Below are 26,619 nucleotides of genomic sequence, written 5' to 3' on the forward strand. Positions count from 1 at the left end.
TCGGTCACCGCGCCCGATATCGTGCGCGCTATGATGTTCCTCTTTCTCGGATTGGCCATCGTGACCGAGGTGTCGGCGACGGTGTCGCTGAAGCTGTCCGAGGGGTTCACCAAGCTGGTGCCCTCCCTCGTCGTGGTGGTCGGCTACGTGGCGGCGTTCATCTTCCTGTCGCAGGCGCTGAAGCGGGGGATGTCGGTCGGTGTCGCCTACGGGGTGTGGTCGGCGATCGGGGTGGCGCTGGTCGCCACGATCGGCGTGCTGTTTCTCGACGAGCCGCTGTCCGCGGTGCAGATCGGCGGCATCGCGCTGCTGATCGCCGGGGTGCTGGCGCTGGAACTGGGCGGCGCGCACTGACGCGCGCTCAGTCCTGAACGCGCACAGCGTATTCCGCCTGCTCGAGCTCGTCGAGAACATCGTCGCGATGGGCGGGGCCGCGGGTCTCGAGGGTCAGCTGCACCTCCACCTCGTCGATGGCCAGCGCGGCGGGAGTACGCGAATGCACCACGTCGAGCACATTCGCGCCGGTGCCGGCGACGGCATCGAGTAACCGGCTCAGACTGCCCGGCCGATCCGAAATGGTGATCCGCACGGCGAGGTAGCGCCCGCCGGTGCTGAGCCCGTGGCCGATGATGCGAGTCAGCAGGATCGGATCCACATTGCCGCCGGAAATGATCGCGCAGACCGGTCCGCGCAGGCGCAGTTCCTCGGCGGGCAGGCTCAGCAGCGCCGCGACCGCCGCCGCGCCCGCCGGTTCCACGACGAGTTTCGCCCGTTCCAGGCACAGCAGCACGGCCGCCGAGAGCGCGTCCTCGCCCACGGTGACGATCGTCGGCTGATGGGCGATGACATGGGCGAACGGCACCTCACCGGGTCGCCCGACGGCGATGCCGTCGGCGATGGTCGACATACCTTGCAGGGCAACGGGTTCCCCGGTACGCAGCGAATCTGGCCAGGCTGCCGCCAGCGCCGCCTGCACGCCGATCACCCGCACCTGCGGTGCGGCCGGGTGCAGGGCCGCGGCGACACCCGCGAGCAGTCCGCCACCCCCGGTCGGCACCAGTACGGTCCCGACGTCCGGAAACTGTTCCAGCAGCTCCGAACCGACGCTCGCCTGGCCCGCGACGATATCCGGATGGTCGAAGGGATGGATCAGCGTCGCCCCACTGCGATCGGCGAATTCCTGGGCCGCGAGCAGCGCCTCGTCGACCGTCTCGCCCACCTGATGAACGGTGGCGCCGTAGGCGCGGGTGGCGACGAGTTTGGGCAGAGGCGCTCCCACCGGCATGAACACCGTCGAGGCGATGCCCAAAGTCGTTGCGGCCCAAGCAACTCCCTGCGCATGATTGCCGGCGCTCGCGGCCACCACCCCGTGGGTGCGTTCTGCCGGGGCGAGATTGGCGATCCGGAAGTACGCGCCGCGCGGCTTGAACGACCCCGTGCGCTGCAAATTCTCGCATTTGAGCCGCACATCGGCGCCGGTCCGCTCGGACAGCACCCGCGAGGCGATCATCGGGGTGCGGCGGATGACGGGCGCCAGCATCTCCCGGGCCGCGCTGATGCGATCGAATCCGATCAGCTCCATGCGGCCATGCTGCCAGACACCTGCGGTGAATCCTCGCAGCCGGACGCGCGATGGTGGTGTGAGCCGGCCCGCAAAATCCGCACGATGCGGGGTAATTGAACCCACACCGCTGAATGCGCTTTTGAAAGGCGGAATTAAGTAGCCTGGGGGAATGCAGTTGTCGCGATTCACCGATCTGGGGCTGCGGGCGATGATGCGGCTCGCGGTGAGCAGCGGCGTCGAGGAGCGGGTTACCGCGAAGCTGATCGCCCGGCAGGTCAACGCCTCCGAGCACTACGTCGCCAAGGCCGTCACCAAACTCTCCGAGCTGGGCCTGGTGGCCTCGCAGCGCGGCCGCGCCGGTGGCATCTTCCTCACCGACGCCGGTCGCACCGCCACCGTCGGGCAGATCGTGCGCGGCCTCGAGGGGGCGGCCGAAGTGGTCGACTGTGTGGGTGAGCACCCCTGCCCGATGGCCGGGGCGTGTCGTCTGCGGCGGATCCTGGCGGAGGCGCAGGAGTCGTTCTATCGAGAACTCGACCGCTACACACTCAGTGATCTGGTCGATCAACGGACGCAGCAATTACTGCATCTGTCGGCCTCGCCGAAATTGCCGTTCGGCGGTTTCGCGGCCGATATTCCCGCCGTGTCCTGACCCCATCGCCTCTTCGTGATGCGCTGTGCACCAACACCTTCGGCGGCACAGCGCATTTCCTGTATTCGAACGAAAATGTGGCGCGGACAACATAATCCGCACCCGGAACCGTAATTGAACACACGGGCTCGGAAATGGATTCGAGGCACCCGAAATGGTTACCGTGGAATTCGCCCGGTGATGCACCGGAATTGTTGCTCGAAGAGGAGTTTCACCATGACGACCGCGTCGACATCGGCCCTGGACACCAGCGCCGAACTGGAACCGCATCACGCCGAGATCGTGCGGGCGACCCTGCCGGTGATCGGGGCGCGGATCGACGACATCACCGCCGAGTTCTATCGGCGTCTCTTCGCGGCACACCCCGATCTGCTGCGCAACGTCTTCAATCGCGGCAACCAGGCCCAGGGGGAGCAGCAGCGCGCGCTGGCCGCCTCGATCGCCACGTTCGCCACCCACCTCGTCGATCCGAACCTGCCGCATCCGCGCCAGCTGCTGGCCCGCATCGGGCACAAACACGCCTCGCTCGGGGTGGTGCCCGACCAGTATCCGATCGTGCACGAGCATCTGTTCGCGGCGATCGTGCACGTGCTGGGCGAGGCGGTCACCCCGGAGGTCGCGGCCGCCTGGGACCGGGTCTACTGGCTGATGGCCGACACCCTGATGGGATTCGAGAACGAGTTGTACTCGGACGCCGGTGTCGAACCGGGCGCGGTCTTCCGTGAGGTCCGGGTGGTGGAGCGCGTCGAGGACCCCGCCGAGACCGTCACCTTCGTCGTGGAATCCGCCGACGCGGCCACGCCGCTTCCCGGCTTTGTTCCGGGACAATATGTTTCGGTCGGCGCCGATCTGCCCGACGGCGCCCGGCAGTTGCGCCAGTACAGCCTCGTCAACGCTCCCGGCGCGGGCCGGCTGGCCTTCGCGGTGCGCCGTGTCACCGCCGCCGGCGACCGCCCCGAGGGTGAGGTGTCGTCGTGGCTGCACACCGACGTCGAGGTGGGCGACCGGCTGCAGATCACGCTGCCGTTCGGCGATCTGACCATCGACACCGCCGCGCGGACGCCGCTGGTGCTCATCTCGGCCGGTATCGGCGTCACGCCGATGGTCGGAATCCTGGAATATCTCGCGGCCGCCGGGTCGCCGCGCCGCGTGCTGGCGCTGCACGCCGACCGCGCCGCCTCCACGCACCCGCTGCGCGGCACCCAGGCCGATCTGGTCGCCGGTCTACCGGATGCCGAGCTGCACGTCTGGTACGAGGAGCCCACCGCCGGTGCGCACGCGGGCCTGCTGTCGCTGGCCGGCATCGACCTGCCCGAGGACGCCGACATCTATCTGTGCGGCGGCACCGGTTTCCTGCAGGCGGCACGGGCCCAGCTGAAGGCGGCCGGCGTGTCCGACGAACGGGTCCACTTCGAACTGTTCGCGCCCAACGACTGGCTGCTGGATCTTTGAGCGGTCAGCGCCCTGTGCGCGCCGCGGCGAGCACTCCGTGCAACCAGGGCGTGAAATCCGCTGGGGCGGAGGCGATATCGGCCTCCAGCCGATCGGGCTCCGCCCAGCGCACCGCGGCCACCTCGGCCGGGTCGGGATGGTCGGGCACGCCGGCGAACTCGCCGATCAGCACATGATCCCACTCGTCCTCGACCCGCCCGGTCGCCGGATCGTCGGCCCGATAGCGATAGACGCCGACCTCGCGCAGTTCCGCGCTCACCCGCAGTTCCTCACCCAGCCGGACCGCGGCGGCCTCGGCGAGGGACTGCCCCGGCGCCGGATGTCCGCAGCAGGTGTTGGACCAGCGCAGCGGGAACCGGGTCTTGACCGCGGCCCGCTGCTGGAGCAGCACCCGGCCGTCCGGCCCGAACAGCAGCACCGAGAATGCGCGGTGCAGCCGTCCGGGCGCGGTGTGGGCATCGGACACCGGGCAGATTCCGGTCGCGCGGCCCTGCTCGTCGACCAGTTCGACGGGCAGGGACTCGCGGTCGACCGTGCTGTCGGTGGAGGTGATGTGGGTGCCGGTCACGGTCCCACCTTATCGGCGGCTGTCACCAGGGGAAGGAACCTGCCCTCGCGATATGCCGCTCGGCGACGACGGTGCCGCCGCAGCCGGCCCGGGCCTCCGCCGGCCGGTCGCCGGGGCCGATATCGGTGGGGAAGCCCGCGCGGCGATCGGTCCCGGCGATGGCCGAAATCGCCGGCGCGGTGAATTCCCCTCCGCAGGAGAGGCCTTCGGGCACCATCGCGGCCGGGTCGCCTACCGGCCGGGGCACGGTCGGCGCTGCGTGACCGTATTCGCGAAAACGTGGCGCCGCCTGCCGCATCCGCACCCCGTCCGTGCGCAACCTGTGATCGCGGATGGGACCGATCACACCAGGCCCGCAGTAGGCTGTCGATGTGGCAGGCTCGACCCGCACGCAGGGGGCGTGAAGGTGTGAGCGCAGGGCGCAAGGGCTGGGAGTGGTTGTGAAATTCGATACGAGAACCCTGACGGGACCGGCGCGACGGTTGATGGCGACCGCGCAGAACGGTCTCGAGGTCATCCGTTTCGGCGGCCTCGCCCACGATGTGGAGTCCTCGCCCTTCGAGGTCACCGAGCGCAAGCGGATGTACCGGCTGCGCCACTACTTCCCGGACGACCCGGCCGCCGACCGGCCCGTCGCGCTGCTGGTGCCGCCGCTGATGGTCAATGCCGACATCTACGACGTCAACGCCGAGGGCGGCGCTGTCGGTATCCTGCATCGCGCCGGAATCGATTGCTGGGTACTGGATTTCGGCTCGCCCGCCACAGAGGAAGGTGGCTGGCAGCGCGATCTGGCCGACCACGTCCTCGCCCTGTCGAGCGCGATCGACACGGTCAACGAACTGACCGGCCGCGGCGTGCACCTGATGGGGTACTCGCAGGGCGGCATGTTCGCCTACCAGGCCACCGCCTTCCGCTACGGCAAGGGCGTGCAGAGCATCGTCACCTTCGGCAGCCCGGTCGACATCGTCGCGGGGCTGCCGTTCGGACTGCCCTACGGGCTGGTGTCGGAGGTGGCCGATTTCGTCGCCGACCACGTCCTCACCCGGTTGCCGATCACCGATGCGATGGTGCGCGTCGGTTTCCAGTTGCTCGACCCGGTGAAGACGGCGAAGGCCCGTATCGACTTCCTGCGCCAGCTGCACGACCGAGAAGCGTTGCTGCCCAAGGAACGTCAGCGCCGCTTTCTCGAACACGACGGCTGGGTGGGCTATTCCGGACCCGCGGCGGCCGATCTGCTCAAGCAGTTCGTCGCCCACAACCGAATGATGTCCGGTGGCTTCGTCATTCGCGATCAGCCGATCTCGCTGGCCGAAGTCAAATGCCCCATCCTCGCCTTCGTCGGCGAGGTCGACGATATCGGCCAGCCGGCCGCGGTGCGCGGCATCGTGCGCGCGGCGCCCAATGCCGAGGTCTACGAGGCCACGCTGGTGGCCGGGCATTTCGGCCTGGTGGCGGGCAGTACCGCCACCAACCAGACCTGGCCGCTGGTGCGCGACTGGGTGAACTGGCTGGGCGGGAACGCCGACCTGCCCGAACAGATCGCGCCCATGCACGAGCACGTCGCCGCCGACCGCCAGACCACCGCGGCCACCCGGGTCGTGCACACCGCGGCCACGCTGGCCGAGGCCGGCGCCGGAATCGGCGCGGCGTTCGGCAGCCTGGCCGGAAACGCGCTGCGCGGATCCAGGGAGCTCACGGGGGAGGCCGCCCGTGCGCTGCCCCGGCTGACCCGGCTCGGCATGATCCAGCCGCACACCCGGATCTCGCTGGGCCGCCTGCTCGCCGAACAACAGCGCAACGCGCCGATGCGCGAGCTGTTCCTCTTCGACGACCGGGTGCACACCCACGCCGCGGTCGGCGCCCGCATCGACAACGTGGTGCGCGGGCTGATCTCGGCGGGCGTACGCCCCGGCACCCGCGTCGGAGTGCTGATGGAAACCCGCCCGAGCGCGCTGGCCTCGGTCGCGGCACTCTCGCGGATCGGGGCGGTCGCGGTGCTACTGGCGCCCGGTGGCGAGACCGCGCGGGCGGTCGAATCGACCGGGACCACGGTGATCGTGGCCGATCCGGAGAACCTGCGGGCCGCGGCCGCCGCCGGAACCCGGGTCCTGGTGCTCGGCGGCGGCAATGCCCGCACACTCGACATCCCGGACGGCGCGGACGTCGTCGACCTGGAGCAGGTCGACCCGGCGGCGGTGGACCTGCCGGGCTGGTTCCGGCCCGATCCCGGATTGGCGCGCGAGCTGGCGTTCATCCTGGTCACCGGTACCGGCGACAAACTCGACCTGAAGTACATCACCAACCACCGGTGGGCGCTGTCGGCCTTCGGCACCGCGACGGCGGCCGACCTGGACCGCCGGGATACGGTGTATTGCCTCGCACCGCTGCATCATTCGTCGGGCCTGCTGGTGAGTCTGGGCGGTGCGGTGGCCGGTGGCAGCCGGATCGCGCTGGCCCGCTCGCTGGATCCGCCCAGCTTCGCCGCCGAGGTGCACCGCTACGGCGTCACCGTGGTCACCTACACCTGGACCATGCTGCGCGACATCCTCGACGTGGAGACCTTCCCCGCCGGCCATTCGCATCCGATCCGGCTGTTCATCGGCTCCGGCATGCCGGCCGGTCTGTGGCGGCGCACCACGGAGCGGTTCGCGCCCGCGCGGGTGCTGGAGTTCTACGCCTCCATCGAGGGTGACGTCGTGCTCGCCAATGTGGCGGGCGTGAAGATCGGCTGCAAGGGCCGGCCGGTGCCGGGCACGGCGAAGGTGGAACTGATCTCCTACGATCCGATCGCCGAACAGATCGTCACCGACACCCGGGGCTTCGCGCGCCGTGCCGCCGACAACGAGGTGGGCCTGCTGATCGGGCGGGCCGCCGACACCGTCGACATCTCCCGCGGCGGCCTGCGCGGGGTCTTCACCGCCGGTGATGCCTGGATGCCGACGGAAAATCTGTTCCGCCGCGACAGCGACGGCGACTACTGGCTGATGGACCGCCGCGACACCGTCATCGCGACCGCCCGCGGGCCGGTCTACTCCCAGCCGATCGTGGACGCGCTCAACGACATCACGGCCGTCGATATGGAGGTCGCCTTCGGCCGCCGCACCACGAGCACCACGCTCGCGGTCGCCGTGGTGAGCGTGCGCGCGGGCCACCGCCTCGAACCCGCCGACGTCACCGAGGGCCTGCGCTCCCTCGACCCCGCCCAGCGTCCCGACATCGTGCAGGTGGTCGACGAAATCCCGCGCAGCTCGAGCTTCCGTCCCGCCACCCATGCGGTGCGATCGGCCCTTCGCCTGGAACCGAACGAGAACACCTGGTACTACAACCGGGAATCGGAGAGCTACGAAGTGCTCACCCCGGAGGTCGCGGCCGCACTGCTGGGATAGGTGCCACGAGGTCTCCCGCTCACACCGTGAACGCGGTGACCGTCTCGATGACGCGCGCGACCTGCTGATCGCTCAGATCCGGCCACAGCGGCAGGCGCAGCAGAGTCGCCGAGAATTCGTCGGTGCGCGGGCAGGGAACCGTGGTGCGGCCGAGTTTCTGCCCGGCCGGGCTCGAATGCAGCGGCACGTAGTGGAACGGGGCCGAAATGCCTTGTTCGCGAAGGTATCCGATCAACGCGTCGCGGGTGTCCTCGGTGGGGGTGCGCAGGTAGTACAGATGCGCGGTGTGCTCGCGATCGTCCGGTACCTGCATCAACCGCACGTCGTTGCGCGCTGCCCACTGCGGCAGTGCGGCGGCGTAGGCGTTCCACACCCGCATCCGCCCGGCCTGGATCCGGTCGAATTCGGCCAGCTGCGCATCGAGCACTGCGGCATTCAACTCACTGGGAAGATAACTCGATCCGATGTCCTGCCAGGAGTACTTGTCGACCGCCCCGCGCAGGAACCGGGCCCGGTCGGTGCCCTTCTCGCGGATGATCTCGGCGCGCCCCATCAGGATCTCGTCGGTGAGCAGGATGGCCCCGCCCTCACCGCAGTGCACGTTCTTGGTGTCGTGGAAGCTGAGCGCGCCCACGGTGCCGATCGTGCCCAGCGGCCGTCCGCGCCACCGGCCGCCGAGGCCGTGCGCGGTGTCCTCGACGATGGCCAGGCCGTGCGCCTCGGAAATCTCGAGCAGCCGGTCCATATCGGCGCCCACTCCGCCGTAGTGGATGACCACGATCGCCTTGGTGTGTTCGGTGACCGCCGCGGCCACCGACTCAGGATCGAGGTTGCCGCGCTCGTCGATATCGGCGAAGACGCAGGTGGCCCCGCGCATCGCGACCGCCGTGGCGGTGGAGGTGAAGGCGAAACTGGGCACGATCACCTCGTCGTCGGGCCCCAGTTCGAGCAGCAGCCCGGCCATCTCCAGCGCATGGGTGCACGAGGTGGTCAGCAGGGTGTGCGGGGCGCCGGTGATGGCGCGCAATTTCGCCGTCGCCGCCGCGGTGAACGGCCCGTCGCCGTGACTGTGGTCCGAGGCCAGGACGGCGGCCAGATTCGTCAGCTCGGCCTGGGCGCGGTAGGGACGGCTGAAGAGGATGCGGTCAGTGCTCACCCGGATTGTGTCCCCCGATTGCTGCGGCCGTGGTCGGAACCCGCGCCTCGGCATGCGGACGCGGTGTCGGGGAATCTACCGTCAGATACAGCGGTTTGCCCACCAGCACGTGCAACGCCACACCCAGATACTCCGCGATCAGGCCGAGCGAGAACAGGATCGCGCCCGAGACCAGCAGCAGCACCACGATGATCGAGGCCCAGCCCTCGGGGTCGTGACCGCTGCCGAACAGGGCATTCCAGATCACCACCGCGGCCATCACCGCACCACCGGCGGCCAGGGTCACGCCCAGCAGGCTCACCAGGCGCAGGCCGCGGGTTCCGCTGCACAGCACCATCTTCCAGAACAGCGAGAACAGCCGGCGGTAGTTGTAGCCGGACTCTTCGCGGCCCTCCGCGCGCAGGACCACCGGCGCCTGCGCGGTGTTGTCCACCACCCAGGTCAGCGCCACATCCAGATACACCCCGTTGGAGGCGACCTCGGCGAGCTGACGGCCGATATCGCCGCGGATCAGCCGGTAGCTTTCGAAGCGGGTGGAATCGGGGAAGGCGAAGACCGTCGCCAGCACCACCTTGGCGCCGCGCGAGGTGAGGTTGCGCAGCACGCCGTGCGGGCGGGTGTTGGTCGGCTTCGAATAGACCAGATCCGCGCGCTGCGCGAGCGCGGTGTCGAGGAAGGCGCCGATGAATCCCGGATCGTGTTGGCCGTCTTCGTCCATCGTGACGATCCATTCGCCGCGCGCGGCGGCCATGCCGGCGATGGTGGCCGCGTCCTGGCCGAAGTTGCGGCTCAGCCAGATCACGCGCACCTGCGGGTATTCGGCGGCGAGCCGCTGCAGCACGATGTCGGAGCGGTCGGGGCCGTGATCGTGGACCAGCACGATCTCCTCGACCGCGAAGCTGTTGCCGTCCGGCGTGCGCGCGGACTCCGCCAATCCGTGCAGTTCGGCGACCAGTCCGGCGATGGTCTGCTCGCCGCGATACACCGGGATCACCACCGAGACCGCATGCACTCGCTCGCCGCCGCCGGTGACCGGCGGGTGAACATTCGGTGTCGAAGCCTGCCCGGCGGCAGGGGGATATGCGGTTGCGGACGGAATCGGCATCAGCTGGTTCGACTTTCGATGACGGTGCGCACCGGAACTCCTCGCCTGTATCCAGAGCCCGAATCGGGGTGAACTCTAACACGCTGCTGGTCACCGGCTTCGGCTGCGCGAGAGGGGCGGCGGTTCCGGGGGCGATGCCCGCGAGCGCGCGGGCGGGTAGGGTCTGTCAATCGTGGTGGAAAGTGCAGTGTCGACGACGGCGCTCGCGGAGCCCGGGAAGGATCGGCGCGATGTCGCCGTCGAGAATGGGCGGCCCGCCGCTCCCCGGCCCGAGTCGAGCGCCGCGGGGCATCCGCGGCAGACCGTGTTCCGATGGGGAGCGGTCACCGCGATCGGGGTCATTGCCGGATATGTCGCGGTGCTGCTCGCCAACGCGCGGCATTTCTACACCGACGACACCGAATCCCAATACACCCCGCTGTGGGTGATGCTCGGCCGGCACCTGCGCGAGGGCCATCTGCCGCTGATGGTGCCCGAGCAATGGATGACCGGGAACTACACCATGGAAGAGGCGGGCCTGTTCAACCCGCCGCAACTGCTGATCGATCTGATCGCACCGTCGGTGGACAATCTCGCGCTGCTGGCGACGGTCGTCAAACTGATCTTCTCGATCATCGCCGCACTCGGCGTGTACCGGGTCTGCCTGGTCTACGGCAGTCGCGCGTCCTGGGCCGCCGTGGCGGGCATCGCCTTCCCGCTCTCGGGCTGGTTCCTGTTCTTCGACGAGGCCAGCTGGGTCACCTCGCTGACCGGCACCGCCTGGATGCTGCACGCCTGGGCCAGTGCGGTCCGCTACGCCCGCGGCCCGGCAGGGGATCGGTCGCGCTACGGCGGCACCCGCGGTTACGGGCCGATTCCGTTGTTCGTCTACCTGTATCTGGCGATTTCGGTCGAATACGTCTTTCCGGCCGTCGAGGCGGCGCTGATGTTGGTCGCCGTGGCGGTGGGAGAGCTCGTCGTCCAACGCGCCTGGCGCCCGGTGCTGCGGGTGGCGGTGGTCGCGGGCGCGGCCGGTATGGCCGGTTTGATGACGTATCTACCGAGCATGTTGTCCGCGACGGTGAGCTGGCGGGGCAACTCGCAGATCAACAACGACCGGTTCCTCACAGTGCCGTGGTCGGAATCGCTGAATGCCAGCCTGCCCTCGGCGATGCCTGCGTTCACCTCCTGGTGGGGGTATGTGCAGCCACTGCCGGTCACCTATATCGCGTGGTTCCTGATTCCGGCGCTGGCATTCGTCGACTGGAATCGCGCGCGCCGGGTGTGGCGGGAACTGATCTCGGTGGCGCTGTTCGCGATCATGTTCCTGATGTGGACGGCCGGACCGGGCACGGTCGGCCCGCTGCGCTGGCCGGCGCGGGTGCTGCCGATGGTGGCGGTCGGCCTGCTGATCCTGGTCTGCGTGCTGCTGGGCCGATTCGGCACGGTGCGGGACTGGCGCCCGCGCGCGGTGGCGGCGGCGGTGCTGATCGGATTGCTCTGGGTGCGAACGTTTTCCGCCGATCCGCACCACATCTGGTGGCATGTGCTCTCCGCGCTCGCGGTCGCGGCACTGGGCGCCGGCGTGGTGTGGCTGTGGGCGCGCCGCGGAAGTGGGGCGGCCGCGCTGGCGACCGTCGTCGCCATGCTCCCGATCGCCTACCTGCAGGTGAGTCTGGTCCAGCCGACGCCGATGGGCTGGAATCTGCCCGTGCACCGCTCCGAGGCGGAGGCGGCGTTCCCGGCATTCGACGGTGTCACCATTCAGCTCGGCGACCGCGGACTGCTGCAGCCGGCGGACAAGAGTCTGCAGGGCGCCTACGGATCGCTGGTGTTCGGCAACTTCGCCAAGGACGTGCATCGCAACTACGTCAACGGCTACACACCCAACGGGCACTACTGGTTCGGCGAAATGCTGTGCATGCGATGGGATTCCAGCGTCTGTCCGGACTCGTTCCGGCGGCTGTTCACCGCCGAGCCGATCACCGGTCGCGCCCCGGTGGACCTGATGAAACTCGACCGGGTCGTGCTGCAGCGGGCGATGTTCCCCGACCTCGGGAACCAGCCCGCGCCGCCCGGCTGGAAGTGGGTCGGCTACCCGGGCCACGAACGCTACATCTGGGTGCTCGAGCGGGAGCAGGGTCCGGTGTCGACCACGAACGGCCGCATCTCCGACGCGCACGACGTACAGGCGACCTCACTGTCGGAATCGGACCGCACCAGCCGGGTGCGCGTGAGCTCGGCCGACGGCGGTCGCGTGGTACTCGCGCGGCTGAACTGGCCCGGCTATCGCGCCACCCTCGACGGCCACGAACTCCCGATCCGCGAGATCGCGAAATCGATCATCGCCGTGGATATCCCGGCCGGCACCCGGGACGCCACGCTGGAGGTCTCCTGGGAGCCGCCGGGCTGGCGTATCGGTGTCGCCGGCGCGGTCGGCGGCCTGGTGCTGCTGGCGGTGATGCAGTGGCTGTACCTGCGTTCCCGCCGGCGCGCGAGCGAATCCGGCGATTCGGTGAAACAGGAAGCAGCGGAAGTGGTTTCGTGAGCGTCGGCGCGGACGGAACGGCCGCGGCGCGGGCGGCGGGGGAGCCGGACATCCCGCCACCGGGTCTGCTGCTGCGACTGATTCGCCGCCAGGAGATCGCGTTCGCCGCGGTCGGGGCGGCCAACACGCTGCTGGGCATGGTGCTGACGGTGATGTGGCTGAAAGTGTTGCCCGGCGGCTGGCCGCCCGCGGTGGCGGTGGCACTGGCCTACGCGATCAGCATCGTGTTCGCCTTCTTCGCCCATCGCACCCTGGTCTTTCGAGTGCGCGGTCACCTGATCGCCGACTTCCTGCGATTCGTCGCGGTCAACTCGGGCGGGTTGATCTTGAACATGGCGGGCGTGCAGCTCGCGGTCGGGGTGTTCGACCTGCCGGAGACCCCCGCCACGGTGGTCGTGATGGGCGCGGTGGCGGTGCTCAGCTTCTTCGGGCATCGGCACATCTCGTTCCGCCGGGCGGCCCGGCCCGCGGATTCGGCGGGCGGGTAGGTTGTCGGATATGGCGGAGCAAACCCTGGACCCGACGTTGTTGAGCCTGCTGGCCTGTCCCGAGGACAAGGGGCCGTTGTCGCTGGTGCGCGACGCGGAGGGCAACAGCGTGCTCTACAACCCGCGCCTGCGTCGCGCCTACCCGGTCGACAACGGCATCCCGGTGCTGCTCGTGGACGAGGCGCGTGCGGTCGGCGACGCCGAGCACGAGTCCTTCACCGCCCAGGGCTGATTCCGGACGGCGGTAAGTCCGCCCAGCCGCCGGCGAAGGGCAGATCGCCCGTCAGATAGCGCTGGATGGTCGGCCCGACCGCCGCGGCCAGCTCGTCCAGCGGCATCGACGCCACGGGTTCGACCTGCAGAATCTTGCGCGCAACCAGCAGGCCGATCATCTGCGACACGGCCAGCACCACTCGCGTGGTCCCGCTGCCCGGTGGCGAATCCACCTTCTCCCGAACATCTTTCAGCGCGACCTCCAGCAGGAAGCTGCGGGCGAGCGCGGCATCGCCGCCGGCAAGGATGCCGCGAAAGGCCGCGACCGCGTGCACGCCGACCGAGGAATCCCATGCGCCGACCACGGTCCGGACCACGGTCTCGCCGAGCCGGTCGGGTTCGGCGGCCCGGATCGGCGCGCGGATCAGCTCCGGATCGATCGGCAGATTCAGTGCGGCGGAGAACAATTGCTGTTTGGTGCCGAAGTAGTGATGCACCAGCGCGGGATCGACCCCCGCCGCGCCCGCGATCGAGCGGATCGACGCCTTGTCGAATCCGACCTCGGCGAAACGGGTGCGTGCCGCATTCAGAATCGCCTCCCGGGTCCCCGATTCACCGGCCCGCCGCCCACTGCGGGCGCTCACACCATCGGTCACATCGCTCATGCTGTTCGCCTGCGTAGAGTGGCGGCGCCCAAAGTCAGTGCGACAGCGGCGAATGCGGCGACGATGCCGAGATCGCGCCACATCGCGGCGGTCGCGCCCGGATGGCGGGAGACCTCCTGCAGCGCGTCGACCGCATAGCTCAGCGGCAGCACATCGCTGATGATCTCCAGCCAGCGCGGCAGCTGATCGCGCGGCACCAGCAGCCCGCAGAGGAAGAACTGCGGGCCCACCACCAGCGGCATGAACTGCACGGCCTGAAATTCGGTGCGCGCGAAGGCGCTCGCCAGCAGTCCCAGCGCCACGCCCAGCACCGCGTCGACCACGGCGATCAGCAGCACGAGCCATGCGCTGCCCGCGGCATGCAATCCGAGCAACCAGAAGGAGACCAGACACGCCAGGCCCGCCTGCGCCGCCGCGGCGACGGAGAACGCCGTGCCGTATCCGCCCAGCAGATCCAGCTTCGACAGCGGTGTGGTCATCAGCCGCTCCAGCGTGCCCGAGGTCCGCTCGCGCTGCATGGCGATCGCGGTGATCAGGAACATCACGATGAATGGCAGGATGCCCAGCATGCTGATGCCGACGCGGTCGAACAGCGACGGCGCTCCCGGCATGGTCGGCGTCTCGTGATAGACGAAATACAGCAGTGCCATGAGCAGAGTCGGCACCAGCAGCAGCATGGCGACGGTGCGCCGGTCCGCGCGCAACTGACGCAGGATGCGCGCCGAGGTCGCGGTGTAGCAGCGCAGCGGCGGGCGTGACGGCGGGGCGAATGTCGTTGTCATCGCGGCTGTCCCATCGTGATGAGGGCGAGAAATGCGTTCTCCAAACTGGTTTCGCCGGTGTCGGCGCGCAGTTGGTCGGGAGTGAGCTGGGCCAGGAGATGGCCGTCGCGCATGAGCAGTAGCTGGTCGCAATGCTCGGCCTCGTCCATGACATGACTCGACACCACGAGGGTGCGGCCCTGAGCGGCGAGCTCGTGGAACTGCTTCCACAACTCGACCCGCAGCACCGGATCCAGTCCGACCGTCGGCTCGTCGAGGACCAGCAGTTCCGGGTCGGCGACCAGCGCACACGCCAGCGATGCCCGGGTGCGCTGCCCGCCGGAGAGTTGATTGCCCCGATGCCGGATATGCGGGCTCAGGCCGACCTGTTCGATCGCCGCGTGCACCGCTTCGGAGTCGCGGCCGTACAGCGCGGCGAAGTAGGAGACGTTGTCCAGCACGCTGAGATCGTCGTAGATACTCGGCGCCTGGGTGACGTAGCCGACGCGCGCACGCAGTCCGCGGGCGCCGGCCTCCTCGCCGAGCACCCGCACACTGCCGGCCTCGATCAGCTGGGTGCCGACGATGCTGCGCATCAAGGTGGTCTTACCGCAGCCGGACGGCCCGAGCAGGCCGGTGATGCTGCCCGCCGGAACGGTCAGCGAAATATCGTGCAGCACTTCATGTCCCCCGCGACGCACCCGCAGGTGCTCGACGGTGATCGCCGGGGACGAATCGGGGTTCGCCACGTCCACCTCTCACGTCACACGGCCGGCGAGGTTATTCACCGAGCGTTGAATTCATTATGTGTTGAATTCTGCCCGGGGTCCGGTCGCGACGCAAGAGGGGATCAGTGGTGATCGCGCGGTGGCGCTGCGGCGGTGCCGCCCGGCTCGATCACGCAGCCGTCCGGACCGCAGGTCTCGCCGTCGCCGAGCACCTGCAGCGCGGGGGCCTGATCTGCCCATGCCCGCTCCAGTGCCTGCGTGAACACCTCCGGCGGCTGAGCCCCCGATACGCCGTAGGTGCGGTCGAAGACGAAGAACGGCACGCCGGTCGCACCGAGTTCGGCGGCGGTCTGTTCATCGGCGCGCACCGCCTCGGCGTAGGCCCGCGGGTCGTCGAGGGTCGCGCGCACCTCGGCCGCGTCCAGCCCGGCTCGCGAGGCCAGCTCGATCAACCGTTCCCGGTCCCCGAACACCGGCCGCTCGTCGGCGAAATTGCCCTCGTACAACGCGTCGAGCAGTTCTTCCTGCCGCCCGCGCTCCAGTGCGAAGTGCAGCAGCCGATGCATGTCGAAGCTGTTGCCGAAGTCGCGTCCCTCGGTGCGATAGGGCAGGCCGACGGCCTGCGCCTGGGCCGCGATGCCGCGTTCGTTGGCGGCTGCCTGAGCCTCGCTGATGCCGTACTTCTCGGCGATATGGGCGACCACGGGGCCGCTGTGCCCGGCCGGCAGTATCGGATCCAGCTCGAAGGATCGATGCACGACCCGCACCTGGTCGCGGTGCTCGAAACCGGCCAGTGCCTGCTCGAAGCGCCGCTTGCCCAGGTAGCAGAACGGGCAGTTGATATCGGTCCAGATCTCGACCTGTACGGCCATGGTCACCTCATTCGCGTCTTCCGAAAGTCCTGACATGTCAACCGGGCGGGTATCCGGCCTGTTCCCGGGGGTGTGACCGGCATCACATCGGGGCGTGTCACGAAAGTCGCGGCCGACTTGTCCCATCACCGAATCGCACAGTCGACCCGCCGCGAAAGGACAGGACCATGAGCGACACCCAGCGCAGTGATCGGAAGACCCAGCGCAGCAACCACGAGACTCGGTTCGAGCCGGACGCCGGGCGTCAGCACGAGATCGTCGTCCTCGGCGCCGGTTACACCGGAATGCTGGCGGCGATCCGGCTCGCGCGCCGCACCCGCAAGCAGGCGGTGCACATCACGCTGGTCAACCCGTCGGACCGGTTCACCGAACGGCTGCGTATGCATCAGGTCGCGGCCGGCGCCGAACTCGCCGATCACCGGATCCCGGACCTGCTGGCCGGAACCGGTGTGGCCTTCCGCCGCGCCTCCGCCACCGCGATCGATCCGGTTGCCCATCGCGTGATCTGCGACGACGGCGTCGAACTCGGCTACGACACCTTGGTCTACGCCCTCGGCAGCCGCGCCGATACCACCACTGTGCCGGGTGTGGCCGAGCATGCGTGGACCCTCGACGATCCGCGCACGGCGCATCGGATGTCGCAGCGTCTCGCCGAACTCGAGGCCGGCGGGGGAGCGGTCGCGGTCTGCGGCGGTGGTCTCACCGGCGTCGAGGCCGCCACCGAAATCGCCGAATCCCACCCCGGCCTCACCGTCACCCTGATCAGCACCGGTGAACCCGCCGCCATGCTGGGCGAGGGCCCGCGCGCCTACGTCGAGCGTGCGCTGGACCGCCTGAACATCGTGCGCCGCAGCGGAACTCGCGTCACGAAGGTGCTGCCCGACGCAGTGCGCCTGGACAGCGGCGTGATGGTGCCCGCCGGGCTGACGCTGTGGACCGCGGGAGTGCGCGTAGCCGCCGTGGCCGCCGCGGCCGGCATCACCACGGATGTGGCGGGGGCCGTCGTCACCGACCCGACTTTGCGGTCGGTCTCGCATCCGGACATCTACGCCATCGGTGATGCCGCCGCCATCACCCAGCCGTGGGGGCGGATGCACGGCACCTGCCAGAGCGGTATGCCGACCGCGGCCTACGCCGCGGACGCCATCGCGCGGCGGCTGCGCGGAAAGTCGGTGCGGCCGTTCCGGTTCGGATACTTCCATCAGCCGGTCAGCCTCGGCCGCCGCGATGCGGTCATCGGATTCACGCGCGCCGACGACAGCCCCCGCCGCGCCTACCTGAAGGGCCGCGCCGCGGTGCGCTACAAGGAGTTCGTGAGCAGCAGCCCGGTCCCGACATTCCGGCTGAGCCGCCGCGCCAATGTGTCGGTCACGCTGTCGCGTGGGGGACGCGCGACGCGCGCGGCCGGCCGGATCGCGGCGTGAAGGACCTGCCCCGATATTGCGGGCCCTCGAGCGATCGGGAGAGGATGAGCGCATGGACGGTGACGCCGAGGACGCCGGTGCGGTGACCGCGCGGCCCGCGGACCCACCGGCGGGCCCCGGCGATGCGTTCGACACGCATCGCCGGCTGCTGTTCGCCACCGCGTATCAACTGCTCGGCAGTGTGGCCGACGCCGAGGACGTGCTGCAGGACGCCTGGCTGAAATGGCACGAGGTCGACCGGGAGCGGGTCCGCCACCCCAAGGCCTACCTGGTGCGGACGGTCACCAACCTGTCGCTGAACCGGCTCACCAGCGCCCGCGCGGTACGCGAAACCTATGTCGGCCCGTGGCTGCCCGAACCGCTGCTCAGCGAACCCGATGCCACCGACCGTGTCGAAATCGTCGACACGGTGTCCACGGCCATGCTGGTCGTGCTGGAGACACTGGGCCCGGTCGAACGGGCGGTGTTCGTGCTGCGCGACGTCTTCGGATTCTCACCCGCCGAGATCGCCGGTTTTCTCGATCGCCCCGAGCCGACCGTCCGGCAGATCTCGCATCGCGCCCGCAATCATGTGCAGGCCCGCCGTCCCCGCTACGACACCGATCCCGTTGCGCGGCAGGAGATCACCGAGCGGTTCCTGGCGGCCGCCGACGGCGGCGACGTCAACGCGCTGATGCAGCTGCTGGCCCCCGACGTCACCCTCTGGAACGACGGCGGCGGCAAGGTCACCGCGGCCCGCCGGCCGTTGCACGGCCCCGACCACGTCGCCCGCTGGCTGCTCGGTGTGCTGGCCAAACCCATCCTGACCGGAATCCGGATGCGGGCCGCGGTGCTGAACGGCGAACTGAGCGTGGTCGGCGAGATCGGCGGATTCCCGGTCGGCGCGCTCACCTTCGACATCCTCGACGGTCGGGTGCAGAACCTGCGCTTTCAGGTGAACCCCGACAAACTCGCCGGGCTGCGCCCGCCGCGGTAGAGCCGCTACCACTGATTCGCCCGAAATGTCCTGTGCGGCTATGGGATGCGCTATTTTTGTCATCCGCCGGGACAGTTCCGGCCGAAATTAGAATGGTAGGAGTTTCACAAGTGCACAGCGTAGCGAGCCGCACCCGTCGCACCACCCTGACCGGCTGGCTGCTTGCCGCCGGTGTCGGCTTTGCCGCCGTCTTCGCCCCCACGGCGACCGCGACCGCCGCCCCGGCCTTCATCTCCTGCCCCGCAGGCGATTACGAGAACGTCGACCACGCCTGCGTCCCGCGTCCCGGCTCGGATCCCGACGGCGCGACCGCGCAGTGCGGCGACGGCACCTACAGCTACAGCCGCCACCGCAGCGGAACCTGCTCCCATCACGGCGGTGTCGAGCGCTGGCTCTGACCGAGCATGGTCCACGGCGGGCGTGGCGTCGGTCACCACGGGTGCTCGAGTAAGAATGAGAACCCGTGTCTGCCGAGGAACTCGCCGTGGAACCGCTGGCCGCCGCTCGCCGCGTACTGGGCGCGACGATGCGGTCCGGCCCGGTCGCCGTGCGCATCGTCGAGGTCGAGGCGTACGGCGGTGACCCGGCCGGACCGTGGCACGACCCGGCGGCCCACTCCGGCCGCGGGCGCACCCCGCGCAACGCCGTGATGTTCGGTCCGCCCGGCGTGCTCTACGTCTACTTCAGTTACGGCATGCACACCTGCGTGAACGTCACCAGCGGCCCCGACGGCGTCGCCAGTGCCGTGCTGCTGCGGGCCGGCGAGGTGATCGAGGGCCACGAGGTCGCGCGCTCCCGGCGCCCCGCGGCCCGCGCCGATACCGATCTGGCGCGCGGGCCCGGCAACTTCGGCAGTGCCCTGGGAATTTCGCTCTCCGACTACGGCACCGCCCTGTTCGACCCCGCGGCGCCGATCAGATTGGAATTGGGCCCCGAGATCACCGACTCCGCCGCGATCGGGGTGGGCCCCCGCGTCGGCGTGAGCCTGGCCGCCGACCGCCCGTGGCGGCTGTGGTTGCGCGACTCCCCGGCGGTCTCGGCCTACCGCCGCAGTCCGCGCGCCCCGGAGGCCGGGCGGTCGGCCTGAGCGGTCAGCTCGTCAACTCGGCGCGGATCCGCCCGCGCTGCGCCGCCGCGATCGTCGCCGCCGATTCGGCCGCCGCGACGGTATCGGCGACGCCGAGCGTCCATCGAACGTCACCGCCGACCCGGAACTCGCCGTAGACCACGTATTCCGCACCCGCGCCGGCGGGCAGCCGATGGTGGGTAGCCTGCAAAGGCTCGATCGAGATGCCCTGTGCGGCAAATATTTCTGTGAGCCGACTGGCATCGGCGGCCGTGCAGGTCGTCTCGACCTCGGCCCCGGCATTCGGCGCGGTGATCACGACGTCGCCGGACTCGCCGAATCGCCAGTGGATCCGGCCTCCGGCGCAGTCGATACCGTCGCCGGTCGGGCCGTACACCTGCTGCAGCAGCTCCCACAACCACCGCGCACCCACCTCGGCGCCGGTGTCGTCGGTATGGCGTTGCACATGCCGCGCGAAGTCGATCTGCAACCGTCGCGGCAGCTCCAGTCCGTATCCGGTCTGCAGCAGATACGCGATACCGCCCTTGCCGGACTGTGAATTCACCCGGATCACCGCCTCGTAGCTGCGTCCGACATCCGCCGGGTCGATGGGCAGATACGGCACCTGCCACTCGATCTCGGATTCCGGCACCCCGGCCAGCTCGGCCCGCCGGCGATGGTCGGCGAAACCCTTCTTGATCGCATCCTGGTGCGTCCCGGAGAACGCGGTATAGACCAGATCGCCGACGTAGGGGTGTCGCTCCGGGATCGGCATCCGCGTGCAGTACTCGACGGTGCGGCGAATGCCGTCGATATCGGAGAAATCGATCATCGGGTCCACACCCTGGGTGTGCAGATTCAGGGCCAGCGTCGCGATGTCGACGTTTCCGGTGCGCTCACCGTTGCCGAAGACGCAGCCCTCCACGCGCTGGGCTCCGGCCAGCATCGCCAATTCCGCGCAGGCGATGCCGGTGCCGCGGTCGTTGTGCGGATGCACCGACAGGATCACACCGTCGCGGCGGCTCAGATTGCGATCCATGTATTCGATCTGGTCGGCGTAGACATTGGGCGTGGCCACCTCGACCGTCGCCGGCAGATTCAGCACCACCGGGCGCTGCGGGCTCGCGTCCCACAGCTGCGTCATCGCATCGCACACCTCCAGCACGAAATCCGGTTCGGTGAGCATGAAAACCTCGGGGGAGAACTGGAATCGCAGATTCGGCCGGTCGCCGGCCGGCCGCGCGATCTCGCGGCCGCCCGCGAGGATCATCTCCGCCACCTCGGCCCGGGACCGCCCGAGCACGACATCGCGCCACAGCGGCGCGGTCGCGGTGTACATGTGGATCACCACGTCGTTGGTGATCCCTTCCACCGACTCCAACGTCCGCGCGATGAGATCGGCACGGGCCGGGGTGAAGACGACCAGGGTGACGTCGGCGGGCGCGAGCTCGGCGTCGCGGATCAGGCGGACGAAGTCGAAATCGGTCTGCGAGGCACTCGGGTAGCCGACCTCGATCTCCTTGTAGCCGATCGCGACCAGCATCTCGAAGAATCGGCGCTTGCGCACCGGATCCATCGGTTCGGCGAGGGCCTGATTGCCGTCGCGCAGGTCGACCGGCACCCACAGCGGGGCGGATTCGAGGCGTTTCGAGGGCCAGTTGCGCTCGGTCAGCGGCACCGAAACTCGGTGATACACATCGTGATAACGATCCGAGGGCATGGCGGAGGGGCGCTGGCGATTCCAGCGGGGAGTGTGGTCGGGCACGGGATCGGCCTTCTGCGTCGGAGGTGTCGACCGGCGCAGCCCAGCAACCCGCGGGCAGGGTGCCGGTCGTTCAGACCCCGCCGCGGCGGCCGAGGAGAAGCAGTCCCTGTCCCATGTCGGCTACCATAGCGAGTGACAACTCCTCAGACAAGTAGAGAGGTGAGGGCCGATGGTGACCGTGCAGAGGCAACCGCTGGCGGCCCAGGCCGCTCAACTCCTGCTCGACCGGATCCGCTCGGGTGAATGGCCGCTGGGACACAAACTGCCGGGCGAGACGACCCTCGCGGTCCAGCTGGGCGTGGGACGCTCCACGCTGCGCGAGGCGATCCGGGAACTGTCCGGTCAGGGCGTGCTCGAAAGCCGCCAGGGGGCAGGCGTTTTCGTCACCGCGCTGGAGGTGGCCGAAGACTGGGACGAGGTGCTGCGCCGTGCCGACATCGCCGCCGTCATCGAGGCCCGCATCGCCATCGAGGCCGAAGCCGCGGCTCTGGCGGCGCAGCGGCGCACCCCCGCCGACCTGCGGATCATGCGGAAGGCGCTGGCGGTGCGTGCCGGATCCGACGATTCGGTCGACCATCTCGTCGACGCCGATACCGCCTTTCACCGCACGGTGATCGCGGCGGCGCACAACGAGGTGCTGTTGCAGTTGTTCGACGCCTTCGTCCCGCGCGTGCACCGCGCGATGACGCAGATGCTTCGCATGCGGCCGATGGCCGATCCCGCCGCGGACCATCACGCCCACGAGGTGCTGTTCGAGGCGATTCGCGATCGGTCGGCCGAGACGGCGGCCACGGCCAGCCGGGTGCACCTGAGCGCCCTGAGATCCGCTTTCTCCTGACCGATGAATTCTTCCGGGGTGGCCCGTCTTCTGTGGTGAGCGCGCTCGAACCGACACCGAGCATCCGGAAGGACACCGAATCATGACCGCCATCACCGCCTCCGCCCCGTCCGTCGCCACTCGTCCCGGCAAGATCCGCACGCGCGTGCTGTGGATCCTGCAGATCGTGCTGGGCCTGTTCTTCGTCATCGCCTCGGGACTGCCGAAGGTGGTCGGCCAATCCGACGCCGTCCGCATCTTCCACGACATCGGCTGGGGCGACTGGTTCCGCTATTTCACCGGCCTGGTGGAGATTTCGGGCGGTATCGGCCTGCTGGTGCCGCGCCTGTCCTGGCTCGCCGCCGCCGGACTGTCGATCACCATGGTCTGCGCGGCCGCTACCCAGGCCTTCGTCATGGACGCCCCGGCCGGCGCGATCTTCCCGCTGGTCCTGATGGCGGTCTTCGCCTGGATCGCCTACGAACGCCGCCCCGCACACTGAACTCGCACCCGCCCGATGGGGCCCGCTCCGGAAAACACCGGCGCGGGCCCATCGACATGCCGGCTGAAGGCTCGTCAGCCGCCTGCTCCGGCGTCCCGTTCCGGTTCCGCCGCAAGGGTTTCGGTGCGCCGATGCATACCGGGGCTGACCCCGTAACGCCGTTTGAACGCGGCACTCAGACTGAACGCCGTTCCGTAACCGACCTGCCGCGCGATCGACTCGATGGTGGCGTCGGTCCCGCGCAGCAGGTCCGCGGCTCGCGCCAGCCGCCATTCGGTGAGGTAGGCGATCGGCGGATCCCCGACGAGTTCGGTGAACCGGCGCGCGAGCGCCGCCCGGGACGCGCCGACGGTCGCCGCCAGCTCGGCGACCGTCCAATCGTGGGCGGGATTGTGCTCGAGCAGCCGCAACGCCTGGCCCACAACGGGATCGGCGTAGGCGCTGTACCACTGCGGCGCCTCCGCCCGTGCGAACCAGGTGCGCAGTGCGGCGATGGTCAGCAGATCCAGCAGCCGGTCGAGCACGGATGCCTGCCCGGGGATGTCGCGGCCGGCTTCGTCGACCAGCAGGCCGAGCAGACGTTCGTCGACCTCGTGACCGTCGAGGACGGCCCGCGGCGGCAGTGCGCGCAGCAGACGGTCGCTGACCGTGCCGGCCACCTCGTAGGTTCCGGTCAGCAGCGCGGTGGTTCCGGCCGCGTTCGTCCCCCAGCTGCGAACCCCGAGATCCCATGTCTCACAGAGCAGTTCACCGCCCGGAGTGGTCGTGGTCTGCCCGGGGTGAACGATCGCCTGCGGCGGGGTCGACGGTTCGTCGGCCACCGTGTACGGATCCGGACCGCGCAGAATCGCGACCGCACCTTCCTCGAGCCGGATCGGATCGTCGCCGTCCGGTACGAGATAGGCGTATCCACGGGTCACCACCACCACCGTGAGCGGCGCCCGGTCCTGGATCCGCAGCGACCACGGCGGGTCCAGCAGCGAGCGCATCACGAACGCACCGCGAGCGCGCGGGCCGTCGAGCAGGTCGGCGAGGGCATCCATGCCACGACGATCGCGCATGGCGGCCGGTGCGGCAACCGGCTTCCCAGCACCGGCGGGGCGACGGAACCCCGGGAAATCACGCACGATCACCGGCATCGCCGATCACCCGCGCGGCACACCGGCCGGCTCGCCACCGTCGGTCACGGGCCAGCCGCCCTCGGCCGCGGTCCGGCGGGCATAGTCGGCGAACGATCGCGGCTCCCGCCCCAATGCCCGCTCGACACCGTCGGTGACGGCGGTGTTGCGGCCGTCGAGAACCGTGCCGAACAGATAGGTCAGCGAGTCGACCACTTCCCGAGGCCGTCCCATCTCCGACATCGCGGCGGCGTATTCGTCGAGGCTCACCGGCCGATACCCGATCGCGCGACCGGTAGCGGCGGCGATCGTGGCCACCGCCTCGGCGAAGGTCAGTGCCTGCGGCCCGGTCAGTTCGTAGATCTCACCGGTATGCCCGTCCTCGGTGAGTGCGGCGACAGCGACATCGGCGATGTCCTCGGCGTCGACGAACGGCTCGGCGACCGTATCGGCGGGCAGTGTCACCTGTCCGGTCGCGATCTCCTCGGCGAGAAAATCCTCGCTGAAGTTCTGTGCGAACCAGCTGCACCGCACCACGGTCGTGGCCAGGCCGCTGCGCAGGGCGATCTCCTCACAACGCTGCGCTTCCGGCTCGCCCCGGCCGGACAGCAGAACCAGTCGCCGCACCCCGGCCCGGCGTGCCACCGCGGTCAGTTCTCTCACCGCCTCGTCGGCGCCCGGGGCGGCAAGATCCGGCTGGTAGGTCAGGTAGACGGATCGAGCGCCGTCCAGGGCGGCCGCCCAGGTCGTCCGGTCCTCCCAGTCGAACGGGATCGCCGTCGAACGGGAGGCCGGGCGCACCTCGATGCCGCTCTCGGCCAGACGCGCCACGACCCGCCGACCGGTCTTCCCGACGCCACCCAAGACGACGACGGGGCCCACGGCCGTGTGGTCGGGGCCGGTCTTCGGGGTGGACGTGCGGTCGGTGCCGGCGTCGGCGGAAACCGTTGTGGTGCCGTGGGTTTCGTTGTCGATCATGGTGTTCTCTGTCATGTATCGAGTACATCCGGATCCGAGGCGATCGGCCATGGCCCGGACGCTCGCACACATACGCACGCGTCCACGCTCCGCTCGCGGACTGCCCAGCCGATGATCGTCGAGCATCGGCCGGGCCCCCGACGCATCGGCGCGGTTCATTCCTGACCGAACGGCCCGCCCGGCCCGGACATCGCCGACCCAGCGCAGCCGAGCGGGCTCGGTGCGGAAAGATGGGAGGGCGTGAGCGCCGACATCATCGACGAACTGACCTGGCGTGGGCTGATCGCACAGTCCACGGATCTGGACGCCCTGCGGGCCGAAACGGCGAAGGGCCCCATCACCCTGTATGCAGGTTTCGACCCCACCGCGGCGAGTCTGCACGCGGGCCATCTCGTTCCGCTGCTCACGCTCAAACGCTTCCAGCAGGCCGGACACCGCCCGATCGTCCTGGCCGGCGGCGCCACCGGTCTGATCGGTGACCCCCGCGACGTGGGGGAGCGGGTGATGAACTCGACCGATACCGTCGCCGAGTGGGCCGACCGGATCCGCGGCCAGCTGCAGCGTTTCGTCGACTTCGACGATTCGCCGACCGGCGCGATCATCGCCAACAATATGGACTGGACGGGCAACCTCAGCGCCGTCGACTTCCTCCGCGATATCGGCAAGCACTTCTCGGTGAACGTGATGCTGGCGCGGGATACCGTCAAACGCCGCCTCGACGGCGACGGCATCTCCTACACCGAATTCAGCTACATGCTGTTGCAGGCCAACGACTTCGTACAGCTGCGCCGCGCCCACGCCTGCCGCCTGCAGGTCGGCGGCTCCGATCAGTGGGGCAACATCATCGCCGGCGTCGAACTCAACCGCCGCCTCGACAGCGAGCAGGTCCACGCCCTGACCACCCCGCTGGTCACCTCCGCCGACGGTAAGAAGTTCGGCAAGTCGACCGGCGGCGGCAGTCTCTGGCTCGATCCCGAGATGACCAGCCCGTACGCCTGGTACCAGTACTTCGTGAACACCGGCGACGCCGACGTGATCCGCTACCTGCGCTGGTTCACCTTCCTCGACCGGGAGGAACTGGCCGAACTCGAGACCGCGACCGCCGAACGTCCGCATGCCAGGGAAGCGCAGCGTCGCCTGGCCGCCGAGATGACCACGCTCGTGCACGGCGAGGCGCACACCCGCGCGGTGCAGCTGGCCAGCCAGGCGCTGTTCGGCCGCGGCGATCTGCACGATCTGGACGAAGCGACACTCGGTTCCGCGCTGGCCGAAGCCGCGGGTGAGGGCATTGTGGCGGAGGCCGGCCCCGAATCGACGATTGTGGATCTGCTGGTCGCCTCGGGACTCTCGGACAGTCGTGGCGCAGCTCGCCGGGCGGTCGCCGACGGTGGCGCCTCGGTGAACAACGTCCGCATCTCCGATCCGGAGTGGATGCCCGCCGACACCGACTACCTGCACGGACGCTGGTTGGTTTTGCGGCGCGGCAAGAAGAACTTCGCCGGCGCCCGCCGAGCCGGGAGCTGATCTGGCCATGACCTGAGTCACATCCGTGTGATTCGGGTCGGTCACCGGCCCGGAGCCGGGCCGGTGACCTGCGAAAATGCGAGCCGACGTGGCGATTTGACGTTCTGTTCTCCGCCACGTAACTTATTCCAAGTCAGAGCGACACGGACACCGACCCGGAGCCGAGAGGCCCGGGACAACGAGGTCGGACGAGGAGCGCCTGACGGCCAGTGGGACCCAGAGATCGTGAGTTGACTTCGCGAGCTTCAGTGGTTAGGCTGGAAAAGTTGCCTCTCAAGAAGGTCGGTTAACCGGCCGGACTGTTTGTGCGCC

The 26,619-nt window shown here is 69.3% G+C and carries 26 protein-coding genes; 14 read left to right on the top strand and 12 right to left on the bottom strand.

Annotation, left to right across the window (positions count from 1 at the left end; genetic code table 11):
• Positions 1-30: 30 nt before the first annotated feature.
• Positions 31-354 carry a DMT family transporter gene (locus ACPCUW_RS21130; protein ID WP_030518245.1) on the top strand — a complete coding sequence of 108 codons (324 nt, stop codon included), beginning with the start codon at positions 31-33 and terminating at the stop codon, positions 352-354.
• Between the two features lie 7 nt (positions 355-361).
• On the opposite strand, the gene ilvA is transcribed toward ACPCUW_RS21130, so the two are convergent.
• Positions 362-1,582, bottom strand: a complete 1,221-nt coding sequence (gene ilvA / locus ACPCUW_RS21135) for a threonine ammonia-lyase (RefSeq protein ID WP_423426584.1) — start codon at positions 1,580-1,582, stop codon at positions 362-364.
• A gap of 151 nt (positions 1,583-1,733) precedes the next feature.
• Between ilvA and ACPCUW_RS21140 the strand changes: the two genes are divergently transcribed.
• Together ACPCUW_RS21140 and ACPCUW_RS21145 are read left to right on the top strand one after the other, a co-directional pair.
• On the top strand, positions 1,734-2,216 hold the full coding sequence (locus tag ACPCUW_RS21140) for an RrF2 family transcriptional regulator (protein ID WP_030518247.1): 483 nt from the start codon (positions 1,734-1,736) through the stop codon (positions 2,214-2,216).
• Positions 2,217-2,432: 216 nt separating this feature from the next.
• Complete coding sequence (locus ACPCUW_RS21145) at positions 2,433-3,668, top strand: globin domain-containing protein (RefSeq protein WP_423426587.1); 1,236 nt, start codon at positions 2,433-2,435, stop codon at positions 3,666-3,668.
• Positions 3,669-3,672: 4 nt separating this feature from the next.
• On the opposite strand, the gene idi is transcribed toward ACPCUW_RS21145, so the two are convergent.
• A complete protein-coding gene (idi, locus tag ACPCUW_RS21150; protein WP_227462773.1) occupies positions 3,673-4,236 on the bottom strand; it encodes an isopentenyl-diphosphate Delta-isomerase in 564 nt (187 codons plus the stop codon).
• Positions 4,237-4,258: 22 nt separating this feature from the next.
• Positions 4,259-4,582 (bottom strand): hypothetical protein, encoded by a 324-nt coding sequence (locus ACPCUW_RS21155; protein ID WP_423426589.1) that lies wholly within the window; start codon positions 4,580-4,582, stop codon positions 4,259-4,261.
• A gap of 88 nt (positions 4,583-4,670) precedes the next feature.
• Here ACPCUW_RS21155 and ACPCUW_RS21160 point away from each other — a divergent pair, with 88 nt between their 5' ends.
• Positions 4,671-7,622 (top strand): AMP-binding protein, encoded by a 2,952-nt coding sequence (locus tag ACPCUW_RS21160; RefSeq protein WP_423426590.1) that lies wholly within the window; start codon positions 4,671-4,673, stop codon positions 7,620-7,622.
• A 19-nt stretch (positions 7,623-7,641) separates the two neighbouring features.
• On the opposite strand, the gene rffA is transcribed toward ACPCUW_RS21160, so the two are convergent.
• Positions 7,642-8,778 carry a dTDP-4-amino-4,6-dideoxygalactose transaminase gene (rffA, locus tag ACPCUW_RS21165; RefSeq protein ID WP_063016114.1) on the bottom strand — a complete coding sequence of 379 codons (1,137 nt, stop codon included), beginning with the start codon at positions 8,776-8,778 and terminating at the stop codon, positions 7,642-7,644.
• On the bottom strand, positions 8,768-9,790 hold the full coding sequence (locus tag ACPCUW_RS21170) for a glycosyltransferase (RefSeq protein WP_423426628.1): 1,023 nt from the start codon (positions 9,788-9,790) through the stop codon (positions 8,768-8,770). Before ACPCUW_RS21170 ends, rffA begins: the two co-directional genes overlap by 11 nt.
• Before the next feature lie 397 nt (positions 9,791-10,187).
• Here ACPCUW_RS21170 and ACPCUW_RS21175 point away from each other — a divergent pair, with 397 nt between their 5' ends.
• From ACPCUW_RS21175 to ACPCUW_RS21185, 3 genes are read left to right on the top strand one after another with little or no spacing between them, the layout of a single operon-like run.
• Positions 10,188-12,410: a hypothetical protein gene (locus tag ACPCUW_RS21175; RefSeq protein ID WP_423426630.1), complete on the top strand. Its 2,223-nt coding sequence runs from the start codon at positions 10,188-10,190 to the stop codon at positions 12,408-12,410.
• Complete coding sequence (locus ACPCUW_RS21180) at positions 12,407-12,898, top strand: GtrA family protein (protein ID WP_321190231.1); 492 nt, start codon at positions 12,407-12,409, stop codon at positions 12,896-12,898. The genes ACPCUW_RS21175 and ACPCUW_RS21180 overlap by 4 nt, the downstream gene beginning before the upstream one ends.
• Positions 12,899-12,908: 10 nt before the next feature.
• Entirely contained in the window at positions 12,909-13,130 is a 222-nt protein-coding gene (locus tag ACPCUW_RS21185; RefSeq protein ID WP_063016117.1) for a Trm112 family protein, read from the top strand.
• Here ACPCUW_RS21185 and ACPCUW_RS21190 read toward each other — a convergent pair.
• The 4 genes from ACPCUW_RS21190 to ACPCUW_RS21205 all read right to left on the bottom strand — a co-directional run bounded on the left by ACPCUW_RS21190 (position 13,114) and on the right by ACPCUW_RS21205 (position 16,137).
• Positions 13,114-13,776 (bottom strand): TetR family transcriptional regulator, encoded by a 663-nt coding sequence (locus tag ACPCUW_RS21190; RefSeq protein ID WP_423426593.1) that lies wholly within the window; start codon positions 13,774-13,776, stop codon positions 13,114-13,116. The genes ACPCUW_RS21185 and ACPCUW_RS21190 overlap by 17 nt on opposite strands.
• Entirely contained in the window at positions 13,773-14,558 is a 786-nt protein-coding gene (locus ACPCUW_RS21195) for an ABC transporter permease (RefSeq protein ID WP_063016118.1), read from the bottom strand. The genes ACPCUW_RS21190 and ACPCUW_RS21195 overlap by 4 nt, the downstream gene beginning before the upstream one ends.
• Positions 14,555-15,286 (bottom strand): ABC transporter ATP-binding protein, encoded by a 732-nt coding sequence (locus tag ACPCUW_RS21200; RefSeq protein WP_063016119.1) that lies wholly within the window; start codon positions 15,284-15,286, stop codon positions 14,555-14,557. The genes ACPCUW_RS21195 and ACPCUW_RS21200 overlap by 4 nt, the downstream gene beginning before the upstream one ends.
• Positions 15,287-15,387: 101 nt before the next feature.
• Positions 15,388-16,137 carry a DsbA family oxidoreductase gene (locus ACPCUW_RS21205; RefSeq protein ID WP_423426595.1) on the bottom strand — a complete coding sequence of 250 codons (750 nt, stop codon included), beginning with the start codon at positions 16,135-16,137 and terminating at the stop codon, positions 15,388-15,390.
• Positions 16,138-16,304: 167 nt separating this feature from the next.
• Between ACPCUW_RS21205 and ACPCUW_RS21210 the strand changes: the two genes are divergently transcribed.
• The 4 genes from ACPCUW_RS21210 to ACPCUW_RS21225 all read left to right on the top strand — a co-directional run bounded on the left by ACPCUW_RS21210 (position 16,305) and on the right by ACPCUW_RS21225 (position 19,624).
• Complete coding sequence (locus ACPCUW_RS21210; protein WP_423426596.1) at positions 16,305-17,561, top strand: NAD(P)/FAD-dependent oxidoreductase; 1,257 nt, start codon at positions 16,305-16,307, stop codon at positions 17,559-17,561.
• A gap of 52 nt (positions 17,562-17,613) precedes the next feature.
• The gene (sigJ, locus tag ACPCUW_RS21215; RefSeq protein ID WP_423426598.1) at positions 17,614-18,537 is read left to right on the top strand and encodes an RNA polymerase sigma factor SigJ; all 924 of its coding nucleotides are present in this window, start codon (positions 17,614-17,616) and stop codon (positions 18,535-18,537) included.
• Between the two features lie 110 nt (positions 18,538-18,647).
• Positions 18,648-18,935, top strand: a complete 288-nt coding sequence (locus ACPCUW_RS21220; protein WP_227462772.1) for a DUF3761 domain-containing protein — start codon at positions 18,648-18,650, stop codon at positions 18,933-18,935.
• A 65-nt stretch (positions 18,936-19,000) separates the two neighbouring features.
• A complete protein-coding gene (locus tag ACPCUW_RS21225; protein ID WP_423426599.1) occupies positions 19,001-19,624 on the top strand; it encodes a DNA-3-methyladenine glycosylase in 624 nt (207 codons plus the stop codon).
• A 4-nt stretch (positions 19,625-19,628) separates the two neighbouring features.
• Here the strand turns inward: ACPCUW_RS21225 and ACPCUW_RS21230 are convergent, their stop codons facing one another.
• Positions 19,629-21,323 carry a 2-isopropylmalate synthase gene (locus tag ACPCUW_RS21230; protein WP_423426632.1) on the bottom strand — a complete coding sequence of 565 codons (1,695 nt, stop codon included), beginning with the start codon at positions 21,321-21,323 and terminating at the stop codon, positions 19,629-19,631.
• A gap of 214 nt (positions 21,324-21,537) precedes the next feature.
• On the opposite strand from ACPCUW_RS21230, the gene ACPCUW_RS21235 reads away from it, so the two are divergent.
• Together ACPCUW_RS21235 and ACPCUW_RS21240 are read left to right on the top strand one after the other, a co-directional pair.
• Positions 21,538-22,206, top strand: coding sequence for a FadR/GntR family transcriptional regulator (locus ACPCUW_RS21235; protein ID WP_423426601.1), 669 nt, complete (start codon positions 21,538-21,540; stop codon positions 22,204-22,206).
• 82 nt (positions 22,207-22,288) lie between these two features.
• Positions 22,289-22,687, top strand: coding sequence for a DoxX family protein (locus tag ACPCUW_RS21240; RefSeq protein ID WP_423426603.1), 399 nt, complete (start codon positions 22,289-22,291; stop codon positions 22,685-22,687).
• Positions 22,688-22,761: 74 nt separating this feature from the next.
• Here ACPCUW_RS21240 and ACPCUW_RS21245 read toward each other — a convergent pair whose 3' ends face one another.
• Both ACPCUW_RS21245 and ACPCUW_RS21250 read right to left on the bottom strand, forming a co-directional pair.
• Complete coding sequence (locus tag ACPCUW_RS21245) at positions 22,762-23,730, bottom strand: cupin domain-containing protein (protein WP_423426604.1); 969 nt, start codon at positions 23,728-23,730, stop codon at positions 22,762-22,764.
• Between the two features lie 102 nt (positions 23,731-23,832).
• Complete coding sequence (locus ACPCUW_RS21250; protein ID WP_423426605.1) at positions 23,833-24,798, bottom strand: NAD(P)H-binding protein; 966 nt, start codon at positions 24,796-24,798, stop codon at positions 23,833-23,835.
• A 225-nt stretch (positions 24,799-25,023) separates the two neighbouring features.
• Here ACPCUW_RS21250 and tyrS point away from each other — a divergent pair, with 225 nt between their 5' ends.
• Positions 25,024-26,307 carry a tyrosine--tRNA ligase gene (gene tyrS, locus ACPCUW_RS21255; protein WP_423426607.1) on the top strand — a complete coding sequence of 428 codons (1,284 nt, stop codon included), beginning with the start codon at positions 25,024-25,026 and terminating at the stop codon, positions 26,305-26,307.
• Positions 26,308-26,619: the final 312 nt, after the last annotated feature.

The organism is Nocardia sp. AB354 (genome assembly GCF_049538315.1).
GTDB lineage: Bacteria > Actinomycetota > Actinomycetes > Mycobacteriales > Mycobacteriaceae > Nocardia > Nocardia nova.